This is a genomic window from Bradyrhizobium sp. JR3.5, from assembly GCF_054057015.1.
This window is the reverse complement of the sequence record NZ_JBSRYV010000001.1, coordinates 1,271,176-1,291,506: the sequence shown is the minus strand read 5'-3', so window position 1 is coordinate 1,291,506 and position 20,331 is coordinate 1,271,176. Positions and strand designations below refer to the sequence as shown.

20 protein-coding genes are annotated in these 20,331 nt (G+C 64.0%); 7 read left to right on the top strand and 13 right to left on the bottom strand.

The genetic code is table 11. The annotated features are described in order from the left end of the window. Positions 1–31 precede the first annotated feature (31 nt). A complete protein-coding gene (locus ACVWW1_RS06410) occupies positions 32–1,735 on the top strand; it encodes a protein kinase domain-containing protein (RefSeq protein ID WP_456655253.1) in 1,704 nt (567 codons plus the stop codon). Positions 1,736–1,811: 76 nt separating this feature from the next. Next, complete coding sequence (locus ACVWW1_RS06405; protein WP_456655252.1) at positions 1,812–2,897, top strand: IS5 family transposase; 1,086 nt, start codon at positions 1,812–1,814, stop codon at positions 2,895–2,897. 234 nt (positions 2,898–3,131) lie between these two features. On the opposite strand, the gene ACVWW1_RS06400 is transcribed toward ACVWW1_RS06405, so the two are convergent. Together ACVWW1_RS06400 and ACVWW1_RS06395 are read right to left on the bottom strand one after the other, a co-directional pair. After that, positions 3,132–4,352, bottom strand: coding sequence for an ABC transporter substrate-binding protein (locus tag ACVWW1_RS06400; RefSeq protein ID WP_456655251.1), 1,221 nt, complete (start codon positions 4,350–4,352; stop codon positions 3,132–3,134). Between the two features lie 36 nt (positions 4,353–4,388). Continuing rightward, positions 4,389–6,158: an acyl-CoA dehydrogenase family protein gene (locus ACVWW1_RS06395; protein ID WP_456656630.1), complete on the bottom strand. Its 1,770-nt coding sequence runs from the start codon at positions 6,156–6,158 to the stop codon at positions 4,389–4,391. A gap of 313 nt (positions 6,159–6,471) precedes the next feature. Between ACVWW1_RS06395 and ACVWW1_RS06390 the strand changes: the two genes are divergently transcribed. Beyond that, on the top strand, positions 6,472–7,410 hold the full coding sequence (locus tag ACVWW1_RS06390) for an IclR family transcriptional regulator (RefSeq protein ID WP_456655250.1): 939 nt from the start codon (positions 6,472–6,474) through the stop codon (positions 7,408–7,410). Positions 7,411–7,453: 43 nt separating this feature from the next. Here ACVWW1_RS06390 and ACVWW1_RS06385 read toward each other — a convergent pair whose 3' ends face one another. The 4 genes from ACVWW1_RS06385 to ACVWW1_RS06370 all read right to left on the bottom strand — a co-directional run bounded on the left by ACVWW1_RS06385 (position 7,454) and on the right by ACVWW1_RS06370 (position 11,277). After that, positions 7,454–8,080: a hypothetical protein gene (locus ACVWW1_RS06385; RefSeq protein ID WP_456655249.1), complete on the bottom strand. Its 627-nt coding sequence runs from the start codon at positions 8,078–8,080 to the stop codon at positions 7,454–7,456. After that, a complete protein-coding gene (locus tag ACVWW1_RS06380; RefSeq protein WP_456655248.1) occupies positions 8,077–8,619 on the bottom strand; it encodes a c-type cytochrome in 543 nt (180 codons plus the stop codon). Before ACVWW1_RS06380 ends, ACVWW1_RS06385 begins: the two co-directional genes overlap by 4 nt. Before the next feature lie 79 nt (positions 8,620–8,698). Further along, complete coding sequence (locus ACVWW1_RS06375; protein WP_456655247.1) at positions 8,699–10,471, bottom strand: PQQ-dependent dehydrogenase, methanol/ethanol family; 1,773 nt, start codon at positions 10,469–10,471, stop codon at positions 8,699–8,701. A gap of 143 nt (positions 10,472–10,614) precedes the next feature. Next, positions 10,615–11,277, bottom strand: coding sequence for a copper chaperone PCu(A)C (locus tag ACVWW1_RS06370; protein WP_456655246.1), 663 nt, complete (start codon positions 11,275–11,277; stop codon positions 10,615–10,617). Here ACVWW1_RS06370 and ACVWW1_RS06365 point away from each other — a divergent pair. Next, positions 11,230–12,261 carry a phosphotransferase gene (locus tag ACVWW1_RS06365; RefSeq protein WP_456655245.1) on the top strand — a complete coding sequence of 344 codons (1,032 nt, stop codon included), beginning with the start codon at positions 11,230–11,232 and terminating at the stop codon, positions 12,259–12,261. The two genes, ACVWW1_RS06370 and ACVWW1_RS06365, sit on opposite strands and share 48 nt — an antisense overlap. Before the next feature lie 3 nt (positions 12,262–12,264). Here ACVWW1_RS06365 and ACVWW1_RS06360 read toward each other — a convergent pair whose 3' ends face one another. Continuing rightward, positions 12,265–12,972 (bottom strand): NUDIX hydrolase, encoded by a 708-nt coding sequence (locus ACVWW1_RS06360; protein ID WP_456655244.1) that lies wholly within the window; start codon positions 12,970–12,972, stop codon positions 12,265–12,267. Between the two features lie 184 nt (positions 12,973–13,156). Between ACVWW1_RS06360 and ACVWW1_RS06355 the strand changes: the two genes are divergently transcribed. Further along, positions 13,157–14,200, top strand: a complete 1,044-nt coding sequence (locus tag ACVWW1_RS06355) for an SPFH domain-containing protein (RefSeq protein WP_456655243.1) — start codon at positions 13,157–13,159, stop codon at positions 14,198–14,200. Next, the gene (locus ACVWW1_RS06350) at positions 14,184–15,119 is read left to right on the top strand and encodes a sugar kinase (protein ID WP_456655242.1); all 936 of its coding nucleotides are present in this window, start codon (positions 14,184–14,186) and stop codon (positions 15,117–15,119) included. The genes ACVWW1_RS06355 and ACVWW1_RS06350 overlap by 17 nt, the downstream gene beginning before the upstream one ends. Before the next feature lie 27 nt (positions 15,120–15,146). Here ACVWW1_RS06350 and ACVWW1_RS06345 read toward each other — a convergent pair whose 3' ends face one another. The 3 genes from ACVWW1_RS06345 to ACVWW1_RS06335 form a co-directional block, all read right to left on the bottom strand. Then, entirely contained in the window at positions 15,147–15,308 is a 162-nt protein-coding gene (locus ACVWW1_RS06345) for a hypothetical protein (protein ID WP_456655241.1), read from the bottom strand. A gap of 77 nt (positions 15,309–15,385) precedes the next feature. Then, entirely contained in the window at positions 15,386–15,841 is a 456-nt protein-coding gene (locus ACVWW1_RS06340; RefSeq protein WP_456655240.1) for a cupin domain-containing protein, read from the bottom strand. 107 nt (positions 15,842–15,948) lie between these two features. Then, on the bottom strand, positions 15,949–16,464 hold the full coding sequence (locus tag ACVWW1_RS06335; RefSeq protein WP_456655239.1) for an N-acetyltransferase family protein: 516 nt from the start codon (positions 16,462–16,464) through the stop codon (positions 15,949–15,951). Between the two features lie 198 nt (positions 16,465–16,662). On the opposite strand from ACVWW1_RS06335, the gene plsY reads away from it, so the two are divergent. Further along, positions 16,663–17,349, top strand: a complete 687-nt coding sequence (plsY, locus tag ACVWW1_RS06330; protein WP_456655238.1) for a glycerol-3-phosphate 1-O-acyltransferase PlsY — start codon at positions 16,663–16,665, stop codon at positions 17,347–17,349. Positions 17,350–17,440: 91 nt separating this feature from the next. Here the strand turns inward: plsY and ACVWW1_RS06325 are convergent, their stop codons facing one another. The 3 genes from ACVWW1_RS06325 to ACVWW1_RS06315 are packed head-to-tail and all read right to left on the bottom strand — an operon-like array spanning position 17,441 to position 20,327. Then, the gene (locus tag ACVWW1_RS06325) at positions 17,441–18,268 is read right to left on the bottom strand and encodes a cysteine hydrolase family protein (protein ID WP_456655237.1); all 828 of its coding nucleotides are present in this window, start codon (positions 18,266–18,268) and stop codon (positions 17,441–17,443) included. A gap of 44 nt (positions 18,269–18,312) precedes the next feature. Beyond that, positions 18,313–19,236, bottom strand: a complete 924-nt coding sequence (locus tag ACVWW1_RS06320) for an ABC transporter permease (RefSeq protein ID WP_456655236.1) — start codon at positions 19,234–19,236, stop codon at positions 18,313–18,315. After that, positions 19,233–20,327 carry an ABC transporter permease gene (locus tag ACVWW1_RS06315; protein ID WP_456655235.1) on the bottom strand — a complete coding sequence of 365 codons (1,095 nt, stop codon included), beginning with the start codon at positions 20,325–20,327 and terminating at the stop codon, positions 19,233–19,235. Before ACVWW1_RS06315 ends, ACVWW1_RS06320 begins: the two co-directional genes overlap by 4 nt. Between the last annotated feature and the right edge of the window lie 4 nt (positions 20,328–20,331).

Below are 20,331 nucleotides of genomic sequence, written 5' to 3'. Positions count from 1 at the left end.
GCCCGCTCCCCGGGGAGAGGATAGCTCGGACGTGGCGAATGGCGCGCAACCGGATTTGGGCGTTCGCGTCGGCTTCGCCAGCGAGACCGGCAAGCGCGCCGCCAATGAGGACTATGTCGCGACCTGCCTCGGCCAGCCGGGCTCAGTGCACCGCGACGTCGTGGCCGCGGTCGCCGACGGCGTCGGCGGCCACAAGGGCGGACGCGAGGCCGCGGAGGTCGCGGTCCGCAGCTTCATCGACGCCTATTATTCGCTGCCCGAGACGCTCGGCGTCCGCCGCCGCGCCGCGCGGGCGCTGGAAGCCGCCAACAGCTGGATCTACGGCCAGGGCCGCGTCGATGCCGCGCGCAGCGGCATGGCGTGCGCGTTCTCCTCGATCATCCTGTCGCGGCGGCAATGCCATGTGATCCATATCGGCGACACCCGCGCCTACCGCCTGAGCGACGGACGGCTGGAGCGCTTGACGCAGGACCATATCGCCGGCCGCGGCGACCTCGCCCACATGCTCAACCGCGCCATCGGTTTCGAGGAGTTCGCCCGCTTCGACTATACCTCGGTCGGGCTGCGGCAGCATGACCGTCTCGTGATCTGCAGCGACGGGGTTCACGGCGCGCTCTCCGATTCCCGCCTCCAGCAACTGCTGGAGGAGCGCACGCCGCCTGACGAATCGGCGCGCAGCATCGTCGATGCCGCGCTCGCGGCCGGCAGCAGCGACAACACGACCGCGCTGGTGCTGGACGTCGTCGACCTGCCGCCGGCGGATCGCGACGATCTCACCCACGCGATCGCGACGCTGCCGATCCTCGACTTGCCGGAGAGCGGCGACACGATCGACGATTTCGCGCTCCACGACGTGCTGTCCGACGGGCGCTACAGCCGCCTGTTCAAGGCGACCGACAAGCGCGCCGGCCGCGAGGTCGTGCTGAAGTTTCCGCATCCGCGGGTCGCCAGCGAAGGTTCCTACCGCCTCGCCTTCGTGCGCGAGGCCTGGGTCGCCGCGCGCGTCCGCAGCCTCTGGATCGGCGAAATCATCGAGGTGCCGGCGGAGCGGCAGACCAGGCTCTATTCGGCAATGCCGCTCTACGCGGGCGAAACGCTGGAGCAGCGGCTTGGCCGCGCGCCACGGCTGTCGCTCACCGAAGGCATTGCGATCGCAACCAAGCTGGTGCGCGCGGTCACGGCGCTGCACCGAGCCGGCATCATCCATCGCGACATCAAGCCCGACAATGTGATCCTGCTGCGGGACGGCGGATTGCGCCTCGTCGACCTCGGCGTCGCGCGCGTGCCGCTGCTGGAGGATTTCCCCGCCGAGGATATTCCGGGCACCGCGAGCTACATGGCGCCCGAACTGTTCGGCGGCAAGGCCGGCGATGAGGCCTCCGACCTGTTCGCGCTCGGCGTGACCGTCTACCGCATGTTCACCGCGAACTATCCGTTCGGCGAGATCGAGCCGTTCTCGCGGCCACGGTTCGGCAAGCCGGCGCCGCTGTCGCGCTACCGGCCGGACTTGCCGGCCTGGCTCGATGCCGTGATCGGCAAGGCGCTCAGCGTCGAGCCCGCGCAGCGCTTTGGCGACGCCATCGAGTTCGCGCACGAGCTCGAAAACGGCGCCACCTGGGCCGGGCCCGCGGTCACGGCCCGCAAATCGCTGCACGACCGCGATCCCGTGACTTTCTGGAAGGTGCTCTGCGCCATCCTGGTCCTGATCATCGTGGTGCTGCTGGCACGGCACTAGCAGTCTGCTGAAAAAGCCCTCGCAAAGGGCTGCGGTTGATGATTCAATTATCTATCATGAATCGTCGGGGGCTCGCATGCGGGGCGATTTTGCGGATCAAGGCGGGTTGTTTTCGTACATCTCGCCGGAGGCACGGGTACCTCCGAACCATCCGCTGAGGAAGATCCGAGGGCTCGTCCGCGATGTGCTGGGCGAGATGAACCGTAACTTGGGGAAGCTTTACGCGAGCGAAGGACGGCCCTCGATCCCTCCGGAGCAATTGCTGAGCGCAATGTTGCTGCAGGTGTTCTACGGCATTCGATCGGAACGCCAGTTGATGGAGCAACTGGACTACAATCTTTTGTACCGCTGGTTCGTAGGACTTTCGCCGGACGCCCCCGTCTGGGACCCGACCACCTTCACCAAGAACCGCGACCGGCTGCAGAACGGCGAGGTGTTTGCGACGTTCATGAACCGGCTTCTGAACCATCCGCAAGTCAAGCCACTATTGTCGGACGAGCATTTCTCGGTGGACGGAACGCTGATCGAAGCCTGGGCATCACAGAAGAGCTTTCGCCCCAAAGACGGCAGCGGTGATGACGACGACGGCGCTAACTTCCACGGCCAGAAGCGCAAGAACGACACCCATGCGAGTACCAGCGACCCCGACAGCCGGCTCTATCGCAAGGCTGCCGGGCGGGAGGCGAAGCTCTGCTATATGGGCCACGCCACCATGGAGAACCGGCATGGGCTGGCGGTAGCCGGCATGGTCACGCACGCCAATGGCACCGCCGAACGCCGAGCCTCGGAGATCATGCTGAAGGCGAGAGGCAAAGTTGCCGGCTGCCGCATCACGGCCGGTGAGGACAAAGCGTACGATACGGTCGATCATGTGGCCAATCTTCGCGCCATCAACGTGACACCGCATGTGACGCAGAACCAGGCCGTCACCAAAACCGGCAAGACCCGCAACAGCGCCATCGACCAACGAACCACGCGGCATCCGGGCTATGGCATGTCGCAATCGCGCCGGGCGATGATCGAGTGCATCTTCGGCTGGGGCAAGCAGCACGGCACCATGCGCAAGACCAAACATCGCGGCATCGCTCGGGTCGCTGCCGACTTCATGCTCAATCTGATCGCCTACAACCTGATCCGCATCCCCAAACTGGTTGCAGCGTAGCCAACTTGGCGTTCAGACCACCAAAGCGCTTCAAACTCTCAAACAAATCATCCCAAAAATGGCACCCGCGACAGAACAAACGCCCAATTCCTTGGATTTTTCAGTAAACTGCTAGAGCATTTTCGGTTCTGATTGAATCAGAACCGAAGCTCCAGATTCTTGTTTTGACGCTTCTCTTTACGCGAACCGGCGTCCACCTCGCTCGAAAACGCTCGAGCGCTGCGAACGCAAACATCACTGAGCCTTCGTCACAAGCGGACAACCGCCTTCCGCGAGCGGCCGCCAGGCTTCGTCCGGCGAAATCGTCGCGATTACCTTTTCGTAGTCCCAAGGCTCGCGCGATTCGGATGGCGATTTGGCCTGGACCAAATACATCGAACGCATCACCTGCCCATCCTCGCGGATCTGTGCATTCTGCGTCATGAAATCGTTGACCGGAAGCTTGCGCATGGCGGCGGCTACGGCGCCAGCATCGTCGGTTCCGGCCGCCTGCACTGCCTTCAAATAATGCATCACTCCACTGTAGACGCCGGCCTGGATCATGGTCGGCGCCTGCCCGTGCCGACGCGCCATGAAGCGATGACCGAAGGTCCGGGTTGCCTCGTTCTGGGTCCACGAGAACGACGTCGCGTAGATGATGCCCTGCGCCGCCTCAAGGCCGAGCGAATGCACGTCCGTGATCAACATCAGAAGAGCAACGATGTTCTGGTCGGCAGATTTTCCGATGCCGAACTCCGAAGCCTGCTTTAGGCTGTTGACCGTATCGCCGCCCGCGTTCGCCAATGCAATGACTTTCGCCTTCGAGTTCTGTGCCTGAAGCAGGAACGACGATAGGTCCGACGCACCGAGCGGATGGCGAACCGAGCCAACGACCTTGCTCCCCGCGGTCGTGATGAAGCTTGATGCGTCACGCTCCAGCGCATGGCCGAAGGCGTAGTCCGCGGTCAGGAAGAACCACGTATCCGCGCCCTTCTTGAGCATGGCCTTGGTGACGGCAGAGGCTTCAGCGTAAGTGCTATAGGTGAAATGAAACCCATAAGGCGAGCACTGCTTTCCGGTAAGATCGGAACTACCGGGCCCAGAAATCACAAAGATGCGCTTCTTCTCGCGGGTGATGGCTTGAATGGCCAGCGCCGTCGCCGAATTGCCGCCATCGGCAATCAGATCCACACCGTTCTCGTCGATCCAACGACGCACGATGCCGGAGGCGATATCGGGCTTGTTCTGATGGTCGGCGGACATCAGCTCAACCTTCTTTCCGAGCACGGTCGGGCCAAAATCCTCGATCGCGAGCCGGGCCGCTTCGACCGACCCCTCGCCCCCAAGATCGGAATAAAGTCCCGACATGTCGTTGATGACGCCGATGCGCACCACGTCGCCGGACACCTGCGCGCGCACGGACCCAACCGCAGCCAGACACAAGACCGCCGTGAGCGCGGCCGCAATCGATCGCATAGAGACCTCCCCGCGATGTTTTTTGTTCTCTTGTGGTCAGGCTGTCAGGGACCTGACCGCTTGACCGAATGTGACCGGCGCATCGCTCAGCATCAGATCGATGGCGTCGCGCTCCCATGCATCGGCGGCCGGCGCCAGCGGGTCCTTCGCGGTCAGGCGATGCTCGAGCACGAATCGCGACAGCAACAGCCGCCTTGCATCGACCTCCGGCTGGGATCCTTCCCATGCAAGCGTGATGGCCGAGGTGGCATGGTAGAGCGCGCTCGCCGCCAGCCGCACCGTGTGCTCCGATTGCCGATCGGCCGCGACCTGCTCGGCGAAGCTGATCGAACGATCGAGCGCTGTCCGAAGGCGCTTGCGGAACGGCTCGGGCAACACCTTCGCCTCCTCAAGGCGCGACTGAAGGACAGCGGCAAGCGCCCGGTGCGCGCCGCTCTTGCCAACGGCGCGCGAAATGATGTCGAGCGCGTTGATGTTGCTGGTGCCCTCCCAGAGCACGCCGACATGAGCATCGCGCACCAGCCGCGGCTGCACCCATTCCTCGATATAGCCGTTGCCGCCGCGCACCTCCATCGCACCGGTAGCGATCGGAATGTTGTCGCGGCAGGCGCGGTACTTCAACAGCGGCGTCAGGATGCGCAGCAGGTCCCTCGCCTGCGCCGAACCGGCATTGGCATCGTCCATCGCGCGCGCGGCCACCAGCATCATCGACAGCGCCTGCTCGGTCGGCACGATCAGCTTCATCAGCTGACGGCGCAGCAGCGGGAAATCCATGACGCGCTGGCCAAATGCCACGCGCGACGAGGCGCTGACGACAGCTTCGTTGACGCAGCGCCGCATCATCGCGGCGGCGCGCACGCCGTGCGACAGGCGCGAGAGGTTGACCTGCTCCATCATCTGCTTGAGGCCCTGCGCCGGATCGCCGACCAGATAGGCAACCGCGTTGTCGAGCCGGATCTCGCCCGACGCCATCGATTTGGTGCCGAGCTTGTCCTTGAGACGGACGATCCGGTAGCTGTTGCGCCGGCCGTCCTTGAGGTGGCGCGGCAGCGCGAACAGTGCGAGCCCCCTGGTGCCATCGGGCGCACCTTCCGGCCGCGCCAACATCAGCGCGACGTCGGCATCGGCGTGCGAGCAGAACCATTTGTCGCCGGTCAGACGCCAGACGTCGCCATCCCGGCGCGCAACGGTCTCGACGGCGCCGACGTCGGAGCCGCCGGCGCGCTCGGTCATGAACTGGGTGCCCTTCCACAGCGTCGCCATGTCGTCCGACAGCATCTTCGGCAGCAGATAGGCCTTGAGCTCGTCCGAGCCGAATTTGCGGATAAGGTGCGTCGAGGTATCGGTGACGCTGATCGGGCACATCAGCCCGAACTCGGATTGCACGAACAGATACTGAAACACGTATTTGGCCACGGCCGGCAGCGGCCGGTCCATACCGAGCACACCGGCGCGATGGCTCATGGCGTGAAACTGGAAATCGCCGAACGCGATCGCCTCCATCTCGCGGTAGGCCGGATGATAGTCGATCCAGTCCTCGTCGCGGCCGTAGGCGTCCCTCGGATTGAGCACCGGGGCATGCTTGTCGGCGATCCGCGCCAGCCGGTCGAGCCTGCCGCCCGCCAGTTCGCCGAGACGCTTGAAGTGCGGCTCCAGGCGCTCGCGATCCTCGCGCGACAAATAGAGCCCCACAAGGCCGCGAAGTCCGCGATCGAGGTCATAGAAGTTGAGGCCTGCGCAATCATGCGAGATATGGCGGGCCGGATCGGCGGCATCGTTGGAGCTGCAAAGGTCGCGCGCGCTCATCTGCATCGGGGCTCTCCTTGTTCGACATGACGTCGCAGCAGCCGTGCCGGTGCGCGATGTCATCGCTCGGTGTTCAAACTTCGCCTGCAACATCGGGAACGATCGCTACGAAGTCTACTAGCGGACGCCCGCGCGAGAATAATTTCAGATACGTGGAAGAAATGCCGTCCGCGCGCTGATAGTACGTCCGGTCATGCTGCACCGCGGACTCTTGACCTTCACTGGTTTCGCTGCACATTCGACAGCAGAAGGCGACAAAGAATGTTGCAGCGCACCAGGCTTGCGCTGCGTTCAAGGACACGGGCGGCCAGAGATGAAGGGAGTTCGCTCCGATACCCAGCCCCCGTCCCGGCGGGGCCGCAGGCGCATCGTCGCCGACCGTGTGCGCACGCAAGCGGACGATCTCGCGGCGATGGTGATCGAGGCCAACCGGCATGACGAGTTGTTTCGCGCCGCCGACGGCAGCCCCGATCCGTCAATCGTCAAATCGGCGCATCGCGTGCTCCGCATCTTCGAGTATTTTGCCGAGATCGAACGGCCGGCGGCCATGACCGAGATCGCGCGCCGGTTGAACTATCCGCCGTCGAGCACGTCAGCACTGCTGAAGAGCCTCGTCGAACTCGGCTATCTCGACCACGATCGGCAGGCGCGCAGCTACGTGCCGACCATCCGCGTCGCCCTGCTCGGCGGGTGGCTCAAGAGCCAGACGCTGCCGGGAGCGACGCTCGATGCCATCACGCGCGAGCTGCATGAGGCGACGCGGCTGACCACCTTCGTGGTGGCGCGCAACCAGCTCTACAGCCAGTATATCCGCGTGCTGCAGGGCACGACGCCAGTGCGCTATTATCTCGAACCCGGTGCGCGGCGGCTGCTGACCCATTCGACACCGGGCCGGGTGTTTCTCAGCCTGATGAACGATGAGGATGCGCGGCGGATCGTGCAGCGGATAAACGCCGAGGAAGCCCCGTCATCCGCCGTCCGATTCGGCGATATCCAGAATGCGCTGGCGACGATCCGCCGGCAGGGCTTCGCCTATACGCGCGACATGGGAACCCCCGGCCTGAGCGCGATTGCGATGCGACTGACCGAGGCCGACCAGACGCCCCCGCTCGTCATCACCGTCGCAGGCCCGAGCTCGATTGTCTCGGCGGAAGGCAATGCGATCATCGGAAAGATGCGCGAGCTGGTCGAACGGCAGTCGCCCGGCCTGTTGCCGCAGATCGACACCGACGCGCCACCGATCGAGACTTGAGATCGGGTGGGCAACTCGGCGCAAATGCGCCCGATCGATGTTCCTACGACCCCGCGCGGCGAATCGTGATCCGGGTCTCGTCGGTCATGTCCTTGAGTTCCTTGTTCGGCTCACGATAGAGGTGACGCTCGATCTCGACAGTTCTACCATCCGTGGTCTTGCTGCACGTCTCGTCGACGAATACGCCGCCGACCTCCTGCTTGTCGGCGCCCGGCTTCGCCTCCGAGCAGGTCCAGCCATCCTCGCCGTAGCGTGACTTCGCCTGCAGACCAAGCAGGAACGCCTTCTTGCGCAGATAGAGCCGCGCCTTCGGATCGGTCTCGATCGTCAGCGCCGCGATCCTGGCGTCCTTGTCGATCATGACGGTCAGGATCGCCGGATGGCCGCCGACCATGGTGCCTTCCCGCGCGGTCGCGCGGTCATACTCGAAGCGGATGCCGCGCAGCTGGTCCGGCCCGGCCGGGCAAGCCGCCCACTGCGCCCATTCCGCCAATCGGTGCGTCTTCTCACCGACGCAGGTCAGGTTGATGTATCCCGCGTCGGGAATGCTGCTGATTTCCATGCCGACATTGATGTCGCGCAAGTCTCCCGCCGTCGCCATCGCCGGCACCGCCGCGGTGACTGACGCGGCGAAGACCAACCCGCGGATTGCCGATCCCTGCTTGCTCATGGCTTTGCCTTCTCGCTCTGGTCGGGCGACGCGGCGGCGTGGCCGGCCTCCTTGTAGATATTGCAGACACGCGAGCCATCGCCGAAGAAGGCGATGCATTCGTCATAGTTCGGCTCACCCTTGCCCTTGACGTGGGCGAGCACGTAGTCGGCGACCGCCTCGATCTCGTTCGGCCGCAGGAACACATTCGCCTCGGGCGGCATGCGATCCGCGACATCCTGCCGGGTCATCTCGTAGCATTTCGTGGTGTCATAGGTGCCGCGCACGAAGAACGGCATGCCGGTGCCCGGCCGTCCGCACGTCACCGTCTCGATGATCTGTTCGCGGGTCAGCTCGGTCTTGCGCAGCGACAGCGCGTCGCCGCCATAACCGCCGCCGCCATTGCCGTGCCATTTGTGACAGCCGACGCAATTGCCGCGCTTGAACACCGCCTTGCCCGCATCAGTCGGATCGCTCGCCGACTGTGCCTGCGCCGCACTCACAAATCCCGTCACCAACGCGCAGCCGAGCCACACGCCAACCAGCCATGTTTGTTTCATTTGTCTTGTTTCTTGTCTGATTTCTCTCGGCCAGATCGACGCGGGAGGCTTCGATGTGAAGCCTCCCGCGCTTGCGATGTCAGAGCGCGAACACGTAGAGCATCGAGCCCGGCTGCATCCGCTTCAGCTCGGGCGTGGCATCGATGAACCACTTGTCCCAGGCACCGCCGAGGCCGACCAGGATCGCGACATACTGCTTGCCGTCCACCGAGAACGTCATCGGAGGCGCATTGACGCCACCGCCGGTGTTGAACTGCCAGAGCTGCTGTAGCGACTTCGCGTCGTAGGCGATCACCTCGCCGGACGGCTGTCCGGAGAACACGAGGTCGGGCGTCGCCAGGATGCCGCCGAGGTTCGGGAATTGCGTCTCCGCCTTCCCTGCCACCTTGCCGGTGGTGACGTCGATCGCGGTCACGCTGCCGGTGATCTTGACCGGCTGGCTCGGTCCGCCGCCGGTGAAGAACTCGCGCGCCTTGACCTTGTCCGGCGTCATCTCCTCGACCTTGATGTGGTTGCAGCTCTCGATGACGGGAATGTACCAGAGCTTCAGGTTCGGATTATACGCGGTCGGCGGCCAGTTCTTGCCGCCCATGTTGCCAGGGCAGATATCCGTCTCCTTGTTGGTCCGGCTCGGCGTCACCGACGCATTGTACTTCTGCACGCCCTGCTTCGGATCATACTCCACCGGCTTGCCGGACTCGGGGTCGAGACCCTTGGTCCAGGTCACCTTCTTGACGAAGGGCAGACCCCAGATGAACTTGCCGCTGTTGCGGTCGACCGCATAGGCAAAGCCGTTGCGGTCGGCCTCGAGCGCGAGCTTCAGCGTCGTGTTGTTGGGTCCGGGAACGTCGACCAACACGTTCTCCGCCACGCTGTCATAGTCGTAGGGATCGTTCGGCGTGTGCTGGTAGTGCCACTTGATCTTGCCGGTGTCGGCATCGAGACCGAGCGACGAGTCGGTGTAGAGGTTGTCGCCGGGCCGGTATTCATTATCCCAGTCCGGTCCGGGATTGCCGACGCCCCAGACGATGGTGTTGGTCGACGGGTCGTAGCTGCCGGTGACCCAGGTCGATCCACCACCGCTCGCCTTGGCGTTCTTATCGTCCTTCCAGGTCTCGGAACCGGGCTCGTCCTTGCCCGGGATCGTGTGGGTACGCCAGACTTCCTTCTGGCTCTTCAGGTCGGTCGCGGCGATCCAGCCGCGAATGCCGTATTCGGCGCCAGCGACGCCCGTGATCGCCATGCCCTTGACGATCAGTGGCGCGCCGGTGATCACCTCACCCTTGTCGGGATCGGCGACCTGACGCTGCCAGGCGACCTGCCCGGTCTCCTTGTTGGTCGCGATCAGGCGGCCGTCGAGCGTGTGCGAGATCACGAGGTTGTCCCACAGCGCGACGCCGCGGTTGTCGACGCCGCAGCAGGCGACCGCGCCGGCCCAGTCGTGGTCGGTCTTGGGATCCATCTTCCAGAGCAGCACGCCTTTGCCGCCGTGCGCGTCGATCTTGTAGACCGAGCCCCAGCCGTCGGTGACGTACATGAATCCGTTCTCGACGATCGGAGTTCCCTCCAGGCCGCCGTGCCCCCAGATTCCGCCGCCCTCGACGCCGCCGAGATGCATGGTCCAGGCGACCTTCAGGTTCTTGACGTTGTCCTTGTTGATATCCGCCAGCGACGAGAAGCGGGTCGCCGAATAGTTCTTGTGGTGGTGCAGCCAGTTGCCTGCTTCCTTGTCAGCATTGAGCAGGCGATCCTGGTTGACATCGTCGGCGAGCGCGAACGAGCCCGCCAAGGTCGCAGCGGATGCTACTGCCGCCGCAAGCATATGCGATCTAACCCAATTCAACCTTGTCATCAGTTCATTTCCTCCGGATCCAGCGTTCTTCATTGATCGAACCTCCCGTCATACACGGGCAGTTGCGCGAGAAGCCTTGAGTCCCGGCGATCGGCTGTGCCGCCCGCCGCCTTCCTTAGTCACTTGTCTTCACTCGTCTTGGGTCACTTCTGGACCTGCACCTCCGTCTCGATAGTTCCAGCTTTCTGAAAAACGATCGCGCATTTGAACGTCTCGCCGGGAGCGAGCGCCTGACGCAACTGCAGCAGCATGACGTGATAGCCGTCGCGCTTCAGCTCGAGCGTCGCCTTGGCCGGGACTGGTATATTGGATATCGAGCGCATGGCGGGCGCGCCTTCGCCGCGATCGACGATGTGGCGCTCGGAAAAATTCGCGACCGGGCAGCGGACACGGAGCAGCGCGTCGGCGCTGTCGGCCTCGTTCTTGATCGTCATCGTCAAGGGAAGGTCCCCGCCCGCTTTGTCGACCGCCGGTACACGCGCATCCACGATCGCCAAGGATTCGTTCGCGACGGCGTCATGCATTACTCCGAACGTGCTGATCAGGCAGAATAATGGCAACGCGATCCATGATCTGCACTTCACGATCCTGCACGCAACGGCGCAATGCAACCCCCGCTCGAACGACATCAAGTTTCTCCCGACATGATTTTTGCGGCATTGTTTCATGCTTCGTCGCGCGCGACCAGCAATTGAGGATCGGGAACCCAACATCAATGCGATTTCGGTACGCATAGCCGTCATGCTAACTTTTTGTGCATGAGTGATCTCGATACACTTCCACCGGAACAGCGCGATGCAGCGCATGCTGCGTTGCGTGAGGTGATCGGCAGGGTAACGATCGACGCCATGACGCAGATCTCAGGCGGCACGACGGGGGCGCGGCTGTTCCGAATCGATGCGGGCGGCCGCTGCTATCTGTTGCGAGCGGAGGGGCTGGTCAGTCCACTGCAGCGATTGCGGATCGAGGGACCAGCGAGCGCGCTGCAAAATCCGCATCAATATACGTCGCTGCGCATCGCCGCAGAAGCCGGCGTTGCACCAAGGCTCTACTACGCCGACGAAGGCTCGCGCATTGCCGTGATGGACTTCGTCGCGCGGCAACCGCTGGGCAGCTACGCTGGCGGATTGCCTGCGTTGGCAACGGCACTCGGCGAATTGCTGGCGCGGCTGCACGCGACGCCGGTCTTTCCACATCTGCTACGCTATTCGGATATCGTGGGCTGGCTCTGGTCCCACGTCTGTCGTACCGGCTTGTTTGCTCCTGGCACGCTTGATCGATACAGCGAACATTTCGAGCATATCCGCGCGGCCTATGTTTGGAATGATGCGAATTCGCTCTCCAGCCACAATGATCTGATTCCCGCCAACATCCTGTACGACGGCAAGCGGCTCTGGATGATCGACTGGGAGTCCGGCTATCGCAACGATCCGCTGGTCGATATCGCCATCATCGGCGACAGCATCGCGCGGTCGGCGGAGCTCCAAGATGACCTGCTGCGGTCATGCCTCGGCCGCGCGCCGGACGACGCTGTGCGTGCCCGGCTTCGGCTCGTGCGCGCCCTTAGCCGACTTTATTACGCCAGCGTCCTGCTCAGCGCGTCGGCAATGGCGCCAAGCGCGGCACCTGACACAGAAATGACAGCGCCCACGCCAACGGAATTCAAGGCGGCCATCCGAAGCGGCTGGCTCAAGGCCCGCACGCCCGCGGCCAGGCACGTACTTGGAAAAATGTTCCTGGCCTCGTTCTTGACCGACGTCGCGACGCCCGGCTTCGATCTCTCGGTATGACGTTCAACCCGGCGGATTGAACGTGCGCGCAAAGAACACCGGCGCCCTGGCCTTCTTCAACCGATAGAGCTGCGCCGGCCGGTTCGGTCCCTTGCGCATCTTCGCGACCGGTTCGATCAGGTCGGCGGCGAGCATGCGGGTGCGGAAGGCGCTTTTCTCCAGCGGACGATCGAGCACGATCTCATAGGTCCGCTGCAATTCCGGCAGCGTGAATTCCGGCGGCATCAGATAGGCGGGCAGCGACGTGTACTCGACCTTGCTGCGCAAACGCTGCACCGCGGCCTGCAGGATCCCGGCATGGTCGAAGGCAAGCTTCGGCCTTACCTTCTCGCCGTCGACCGCGAACCACTGCGCATCCGCGGCCAGCGCGCCGCCCGCGGCATGCTCCGGCAGCAATGCGAAGTAGGCATGCGTCGCAGACCAGCCGCGCGGATCCCTTGAGGCGCTGCCCCAGCTGCCGAGTTGCTCCAGATACGGACTGACCACGCCGGTCTTGTCCTTCAACTTGCGCGCGGCGCAGGCTTCGAGGTCGCGATCGCCGGCGATATCGACGAAGCCGCCGGGCAATGCCCAAGACCCTGGAAACGGTTCGGTTTCCGCCTTCGGGCGTTGAACCAGCAGGACCTGAAGCGCGTCTGACCGGATGGCGAAAATGACGACGTCGACCGTCGTCAGCGGCCTCGGAAAGTCGAGTTCCGGCTTCTCGGACATGTTCTCCCCGCTTCTCCTGAGCTTCTTGTCTCGACGCGTTTTCTTCACGCGAACCGGTGCCCACTTCGCTCGAAAACGCTCTGCTGGCGTGAACCTTTTCACGGCACCGCTTGACAATAGCATGCTTAGTTGTACAGTACAACTAACTTAGTTGCCTAGACATACTTACTCAGGAGTACACGCCATGTTCGGTCTCCGCTTCATCAAGGCCCAGCCGACCACCTATCTCATGAAGTACCGCCGTGGCGCGGTGACCCAGCAGGGCGCCGGCCTGTCCGGCTTCTATTATGGGCCGGTCACCTCGCTGGTCGCGGTGCCGATCGGCAGCCGCGACGCCGCCTTCATCTTCCAGCAGATCGCGCGCGACTTTCAGGCGCTGACCATCCAGGGCCATGTCACCTACCGGATCAGCGAGCCGCAGAAGGCCGCCGCGATGCTCAACTTCACCCTCAAGGCCGACGGGAAGACCTACGAGTCCGACGACCCGGAGCAGCTGGCGCAGCGGATTCTCGCGACCGTCGAGGTGCTGGCGCAGCAGGCGGTGAAGGAACTGACCTTGAAGGAGGCGCTGCAAGCCGCCGATCGCATCGCCGGCCTGATCGAGGGCGGACTGCGTGCCCGCGCCGATATCGCCGCCCTCGGCCTCGAGATTCTCGGCGTCTCGATCCGCGGCGTGAAGCCGACGCCGGACACCGCCAAGGCGCTGGAGGCCGAAGCGCGCGAAGCGATCCTCAAGAGCGCGGACGAGGCGATCTTCGCGCGGCGCAATTTTGCCGTGGAGCAGGAACGCGCCATCCGCGAGAGCGAGCTCGACACCGAGATCGCCGTCGAGCAGAAGAAGCGCTCGATCCGGGAGACCCAGATGGATGCCGAAGCGAGCGTCGCGGCGAAGCAGGCCGAGCTGCGCGAGGCCGGCATGGTCGCCGACATCACGCTGGAGAGCAAGCGCAAGGATTTCGTCGGCCTCAACGCCGAGAACACCCGCACACTGGCGGATGCCGAGGCCTATCGGGTCGGCGCGCTGATGAAGATCTTCGAGGGCGTCGACACCCGCGTGATCCAGGCGCTGGCCGCAGCCGGCATGCAGCCGGGACAGCTGATCGCGCAAGCCTTCAGCGGCATCGCCGAAAAGGCCGAGAAGATCGGCCAGCTCAACGTCTCGCCCGATCTGCTCAACACGCTGCTGGACAGGCCCGTTGTGGAGGCTCCCCGTGCCCGCCGACAATGACCGCAAGATCGTCCTCGTCACCCGCAAGACCCGGCTCGAGGAATTGATCGCAAAATACCTGACGGCGGCGCAGGCGCGATTCTATGTCGAGCATCTCGGCGCCGACTTCTCCGATTACCAACGCGAGCACGATGTCTACCAGGCCGAGCGCCGCGTCACCGTGCAGGCGCTGGAGCAATGGGGCCGTTACCAGGTGATCGAACGGAGCTTTCTGCCGAACTTCATCTTCGGCCCCTCCGACATCGTGGTGGCGCTCGGCCAGGATGGCGTCGTCGCCAACACGATGAAATATCTCGACGGCCATCCGCTGATCGGACTCAATCCGGATGCCAGCCGCTATGACGGCATCCTGCTGCCGTTCGTGCCGCGCGACCTCCCTGCCCTCCTGCGCGAGGTCGCAGGCGACAGACGCGGCCACAAGGCAGTGACGATGGCCAAGGCCGCGCTCACCAACGGTCAGATCCTCTATGCCGTCAACGATCTCTTCATCGGCGCGCGCACGCATACATCGGCCGTCTACGAGATCGTCCTCGCCGATCAAAAGGAGCGTCAGTCCTCGAGCGGCCTGATCGTCGCGACCGGTCTCGGCTCAACCGCCTGGTTCAAGAGCATCGTCACCGGTTCGCTCGCAATCGCAGGCAGCTTCGGCGGCGGCGCCGGCAGCCCGCCTTATCTTCCCCAGGCCTGGGACGCCGGCGCGCTGCGCTTTGCGGTGCGCGAGCCGTTTCCAAGCCGCACCTCGCAGGTCACTCTCGTCTGTGGCAGCATCGAGCGCGCCGAGCGCCTCAGCGTCCGCTCGCTGATGCCGGAGAACGGCGTCATCTTCAGCGACGGCATCGAGGCGGACCGGCTCGACTTCAACTCGGGAACGGAAGCCCAGATCACGGTCGCGGACCGCGAAGGACGGCTGGTGGTGTGAGGCGGCCGCACGCTCTTGCGGCGCAGCTCACTGCGGCACCGGATGCAGCCGCGCCAGCTGATCAAGCGACAACGCGGCTTCGCGCTCCATCAAGGGAAAGCGGACAATGATGTCCTGGCGCGCAAGCTGCCCCCACAGCGCGTCTGACGACCATTTCTGCGGCTCAGGTCCGCGCGGACCATCAACCAAATCTCCCTGACTGGAAGATTGGTCCTTCGCCGGCCAATCTGCAACGCCGGATTTCGCGCCGGCCTGCGGTTCAGGGCCTATTCGTACGGCCGGCCGTCCTTGTGCAGAAAGCGGCCGTCGGTGCTCGGGCTCATCATGTCGATGTCGGAACAGGTGATGACGTCGGCACGCGAGCGCGAGCCGACCTCGAGATAGGTCGCCGTCATCTGCGACCTATTGATCATATGGTGCCCGTTGCCGGAATTCTTCGGGAACGCCGCGCAATCGCCGGCGCGCAGCACCGTCTCGCCGCCGTCCTCGATCAGCACCACCTCGCCCGCGAGCACATAGACGAACTCGTCCTCGTCCGAATGCCAATGGCGCTGGCTCGACCAATTGCCCGGCGGCAGCTGCATCAGATTGACGCCGAAATCGGCGAGCCCGCCGGCGTCGCCGAGACGCTGCCGGATTCGTTCCGCGCACCGTTCGGCGAACTCGGCCGGATAGCCGGTCCCCTTGCGTTCCGGTACCTTTGTCAGATCGATCTTCGGCATGGAAGCGTCCCCGAGGCGATGACAGCAAGCGGATGCGTGACGTTAAGCGTGGATATGCGGCTATCGCAATGGGCCGCCGGAATTGTGACGGTTCACTTTGTGCGACGTCAGTCGCGCCCGAGCAGGTCCTTCGCCATCAGGATGTCGTCGTAGTAGCGGCCGTCGATCTTCAGGGCATGCCTCTCCAGCCCGTACTCGACAAAGCCGGCGCGCCGGTAGAGCCCGCAGGCCGGCTCGTTACCCTTCACCACAGCGAGCTGCACCAGCTCGACCGATTGCGCGGCGAGCTCGAGCACAGCATCGACCAGAAGCCGGCCGACACCGGCGCGTCGCGCCTGCTGCCGCACATACATCGCGACCAGCATGCCCTTGTGCTGCTGTTTCGGCCCCTGCGCCGCGATGAAGCCGACGATGCCGGCGAGTTCGCCGCCGCGAAACGCCCCAATTATCGCCGCCCCGTGCGCGAGCCTCTCCGCGAACCAGCCGACGCGATGAACGCTCTCCGTCTCATACGCGCTGCCGAACGCCTCGGGGCTCAAGCGCAGCGCCTCGATACGGATGTCGCGATAAAGCGCAGCGTCGGCAGGCAAGAGGCGGCGAATCTCGATTGATTGCGTCGTCATTCCGTGTCCTGTCTCCGTCGCGGCAGTATCGCCGATCGATCGGCATGTCGATCGCAGTATCTATCGCAAGGCCAGCCTATTCCAAAGGGGATTGGAGCGGGTAAAGGAATCGCGCCCTCGTATCCACGATATCGGCCGTCGCATAGAGGTAGACTCCGGATGACGCTTGCCTGACACTGGCGCATCGAGGAGAGGCCTATGATTTTTTGGATCGCGAGTGCGGCTGGATTGGCGACGGCCTACCTTCTCGGTTCCATACCCGCGGGCTATCTCGCCGGGAAATTGCTCAAGGGCATCGACATCCGAGAGCACGGCTCCAGGTCCACCGGGGCCACAAACGTCTTGCGTACCCTGGGCAAGTGGCCCGCGTTGGCGGTCCTGCTGGTCGATGTGCTGAAGGGCGCGGGAGCGATCGCGTTTGCCCGCTGGTTCTATCCCTGGCTCGGGACATTACTGTCGGTCACGCCACCGACGGCGATCGATCTGCAAACCTTGCTGCCTTGGGCGGTCTGCCTGGCCGGACTTGCGGTATTGTTGGGACACAGCCGTTCGATCTGGCTGAATTTCACGGGTGGCAAATCCGCCGCGACGGGGCTCGGCGTGTTGCTGGCGCTGTCCTGGCCGGTCGGTTTCGGCGCCGCTGCAGCCTTTGGCGTTGTGCTGGCAATTTCCCGGATTGTCTCCCTGAGCTCAATGTTGGCGGCGCTCACTGCGATCGCACTGGTCTGCGCCCTGGAGCAGCCATTGCCCTATCGGCTGCTGGTGATCGCAGGTGGCCTTTACGTGATCGCGCGCCACCGCGCGAACATTCAGCGGCTGCTTGCCGGGACCGAGCCGCGCCTGGGATCAGCTGGACGAGAATCGCAAGCGGCGTCACAAGGCTAGTGTGTGCACTCGGAGGCGGCCGACGTCGCAAGCGGCGGCCCGCCACAGGTCGTGTCGCGCCGTTGCAGTACCAGCAGCGTGCCCAAGTCCGTCACGCCGTCGAATGCGCTCCTGAAATGGCCTCGATGACGTTTGACGAATGCGTCACAAAGCCGAAGCACTTCTTGACGTTGAAAAGGGTTGCTTCAACGCAGTAGCCCGGCGACGTCGTTGCGCAGCAGTCCTCGACCAGAAGGCAACCGTAGCCCAGGAAATTCGCGTCGGTGAGCGAATGCAGCACGCATTGATCGGTGTTGACGCCGGCAAACAGGATCGTCTTGGTTCCGAGATTGCGCAGAATGCTGTCCAACGGCGTGTCCCAGAAGCCGCTGATCCGGTACTTGTCGACGTAAATGTCCTCGGGCTCCTGCCTCAATTCATCGACAACGGCCGCGGCCCAGCTGTCCTTCTGTAGCACGCGCGCGCCACTGCCCGGCAACGGCTCGCCAAGGCCGATGCCGACGCCCTTCGGCTTGTAGAGATGGAGCTGGTTGGGCGCCATGTTCTTCAGATCGGGCCGATTGCCCCAGTTCAGCCAGATGACGTGCACGCCGGCGTTCCGCAACACCGGGAGAAGCTTCTGCAGCGGCTCGATTGGTGCCCGATCCGGCGTATGATCGAGGCCGAGATGGTCGACCCATCCCCCCTTCGCGCAGAAGTCGTTCTGCATGTCGACGACGATGAGGACGGTGCGGTGCAGATCGACCGTCACGGTTTGCGGCTGCGCGTCGATCGTGACCGCCCTGGGCGGCGGCAGCGCCATCGCCATGTTGACGTTGTTGTCGTCGACCAGCCATTTGTAGCCGGGAGCAGACCCAAGAGGATTGGCGGTGCCGGGCGCGGCGGATTCCGCGGCCTTTGCTAAATTGGAACTCGTCATCGGACTTTCCTCCCTTGCCTGTGTTTTCTTGAAGTCTGTTATGGTCAGCCGCCGCGTTCGAACGGAATGGTCAGGGCCGAGGGCTGTCTGCTCTTTCCGACGAAGCCGGCGATAGCGACCAGCGCCAGCAAATATGGCAGCAGCAACAGCAGCGCGACCGGCACATCCAGCTGCAACGCCGGCACAAGGAATTGCAGCGCAGTCGCAAAGCCGAACAGCAGGCACGCCGCCAGCGTATACCAGGGATTCCAGCCGCCGAAGATCACGGCCGTGATCGCGAGATAGCCCGCGCCCTTGGTCATGTTCTCGGTGAACGTATTGCTGTCCGCAACCGACATGAAGGCGCCGCCGAGGCCCGCCAGGATGCCGGCGTAGAGCACGCCGAGATAGCGCGTCCTGGCGACGCTGATGCCCGCCTTGTCCGCGGCGCGCGGATCCTCGCCGACCGCCCGCACTGCCAGCCCGAACGACGTGTACTTCAGGATCAACCACGTCACGACGACCATCAGGATGCTGACATAGGCAAGGCCGGTCTGGTTCGCCAATGCCGGCCCGATCACCGGGATACTGGCGAGCCACGGCAGATTGAGCTGCGCGAAGCCGGGAATCGGATCGCGCGACAGCGGCCCGAAGATCTCACGGTAGAGAAACGTGGTTGTTCCCAGCGCCAGGAGGTTGAATCCGATCCCCACCACCAGTTGATTGGCGCGCAATGTCACGCTCAGCACGGCCTGGACCGCGGCAACCGCCATCGCGACCGATACGCCGGCCGCTACGCCGAGAAGCGGCGAGCCGGTCGCCCACGATGCCAGCGCCGCCGTGAAGGCCGACATCAACATCATGCCATCGAGGCTGAGATTGAGCACGCCGGCGCGCTCGCTCAGCATCTCGCCGGTTGCGGCGAAGATGATCGGAACCGCGAGGCGAAGTCCGGAACCGATGAACACGGCCATCTGTTCGTCAATCATCGGGTCACCTTTCGGTTGGTGAGGATCGCGGAGCCTGCAATGACAATGACGATCAGGCCCTGGCAGATCAGAACGACGGCGGACGGGACGTGCGCCGAGATTTCCATGTTGATGGATCCCGATCGTAGGAAGCCGAACAGCAGCGCGCCGATCACCACGCCGACGGCCGAGCCGCGCGACAGCAGGCCGACCACCAGGCCGTCAAATCCGTAACCCGACGAGAAATCGCTCGTCAGATAGAATTGCTGGCCGAGGATCATGATGGCGCCGCCGAGACCGCCCAGGCCGCCGGAGACCGTCATGGCCAGGATCACGTAGAAGCTCGTCCGCATGCCGGCACGGCGGGAGGCGGTCGCATTCAGGCCGACGGCGCGCAGCCGCAGGCCGAGCGTGCTGTGCTTGAGCACCAGCCACACCACGACGACCGCGATCGCTGCGATCAGCAACCCGATGTGGAGCGGCGATCCATTGTCCGGGAACAGCAGCGGCAGCTTGGTCGTGTCAGGAATCTCCGCCGATTCCGGCAGCGACGACACGTCGCTGATCGGCTTGCGCAGCAGGTGAAAGGATTCGACTGACCAGTACACCAGCGGCAGCGCAATGAAGCTGAGCAGCAATGTGCTGATGACCTCGTTGGTGCCGCGTGCCGCCTTGAGGAAGCCTGCGAGGCCGCCCCAGACGGCGCCGGCGACCGTTCCCACGGCGAGCGGAACGATGAACGCCAGTCCCAGCGGCAGGCCGCCGGCGCCATGCAGGGCCGCGGCCGTCGCGAACATGCCGCCCATCGCGATCTGCCCCTCGCCTCCCACATTGGTCAGATTGGCACGGCTGGCGAAAATGAAGCCGAGCCCGACCAGCGCGAGGCTGATGGCGCGATTGATCGAAGCACCGATGTTGAAATCGCTTCCCGCCATGCCGTCCCAGAACGCTTCGATCGCCTCGAGGACGGAGGCGCCGGTGGCGGCGATGATGAGCAGGCCGATCCCGAGCGCGACAAGGGTCGATACCACCGGAACCAGAACCTGCAACGGCACGAGCTCGAGTTTCGCGCCCTGCGCGACCCGCGCAAGCTTCGGATTTTTCATAACCATGGCC

Coding starts and splice junctions, on each gene's coding strand:
- ACVWW1_RS06340 (WP_456655240.1), bottom strand. CDS start 15,841: ATGCCGAAGATCGATCTGACAAAGGTACCGGAACGCAAGGGGACCGGC.
- plsY (WP_456655238.1), top strand. CDS start 16,663: ATGATTTTTTGGATCGCGAGTGCGGCTGGATTGGCGACGGCCTACCTT.
- ACVWW1_RS06370 (WP_456655246.1), bottom strand. CDS start 11,277: ATGCGCTGCATCGCGCTGTTCCGGTGGAAGTGTATCGAGATCACTCAT.
- ACVWW1_RS06375 (WP_456655247.1), bottom strand. CDS start 10,471: ATGACAAGGTTGAATTGGGTTAGATCGCATATGCTTGCGGCGGCAGTA.
- ACVWW1_RS06390 (WP_456655250.1), top strand. CDS start 6,472: ATGAAGGGAGTTCGCTCCGATACCCAGCCCCCGTCCCGGCGGGGCCGC.
- ACVWW1_RS06395 (WP_456656630.1), bottom strand. CDS start 6,158: ATGAGCGCGCGCGACCTTTGCAGCTCCAACGATGCCGCCGATCCGGCC.
- ACVWW1_RS06355 (WP_456655243.1), top strand. CDS start 13,157: ATGTTCGGTCTCCGCTTCATCAAGGCCCAGCCGACCACCTATCTCATG.
- ACVWW1_RS06335 (WP_456655239.1), bottom strand. CDS start 16,464: ATGACGACGCAATCAATCGAGATTCGCCGCCTCTTGCCTGCCGACGCT.
- ACVWW1_RS06400 (WP_456655251.1), bottom strand. CDS start 4,352: ATGCGATCGATTGCGGCCGCGCTCACGGCGGTCTTGTGTCTGGCTGCG.
- ACVWW1_RS06380 (WP_456655248.1), bottom strand. CDS start 8,619: ATGAAACAAACATGGCTGGTTGGCGTGTGGCTCGGCTGCGCGTTGGTG.
- ACVWW1_RS06315 (WP_456655235.1), bottom strand. CDS start 20,327: ATGGTTATGAAAAATCCGAAGCTTGCGCGGGTCGCGCAGGGCGCGAAA.
- ACVWW1_RS06385 (WP_456655249.1), bottom strand. CDS start 8,080: ATGAGCAAGCAGGGATCGGCAATCCGCGGGTTGGTCTTCGCCGCGTCA.
- ACVWW1_RS06320 (WP_456655236.1), bottom strand. CDS start 19,236: ATGATTGACGAACAGATGGCCGTGTTCATCGGTTCCGGACTTCGCCTC.
- ACVWW1_RS06325 (WP_456655237.1), bottom strand. CDS start 18,268: ATGACGAGTTCCAATTTAGCAAAGGCCGCGGAATCCGCCGCGCCCGGC.
- ACVWW1_RS06405 (WP_456655252.1), top strand. CDS start 1,812: ATGCGGGGCGATTTTGCGGATCAAGGCGGGTTGTTTTCGTACATCTCG.
- ACVWW1_RS06365 (WP_456655245.1), top strand. CDS start 11,230: ATGAGTGATCTCGATACACTTCCACCGGAACAGCGCGATGCAGCGCAT.
- ACVWW1_RS06360 (WP_456655244.1), bottom strand. CDS start 12,972: ATGTCCGAGAAGCCGGAACTCGACTTTCCGAGGCCGCTGACGACGGTC.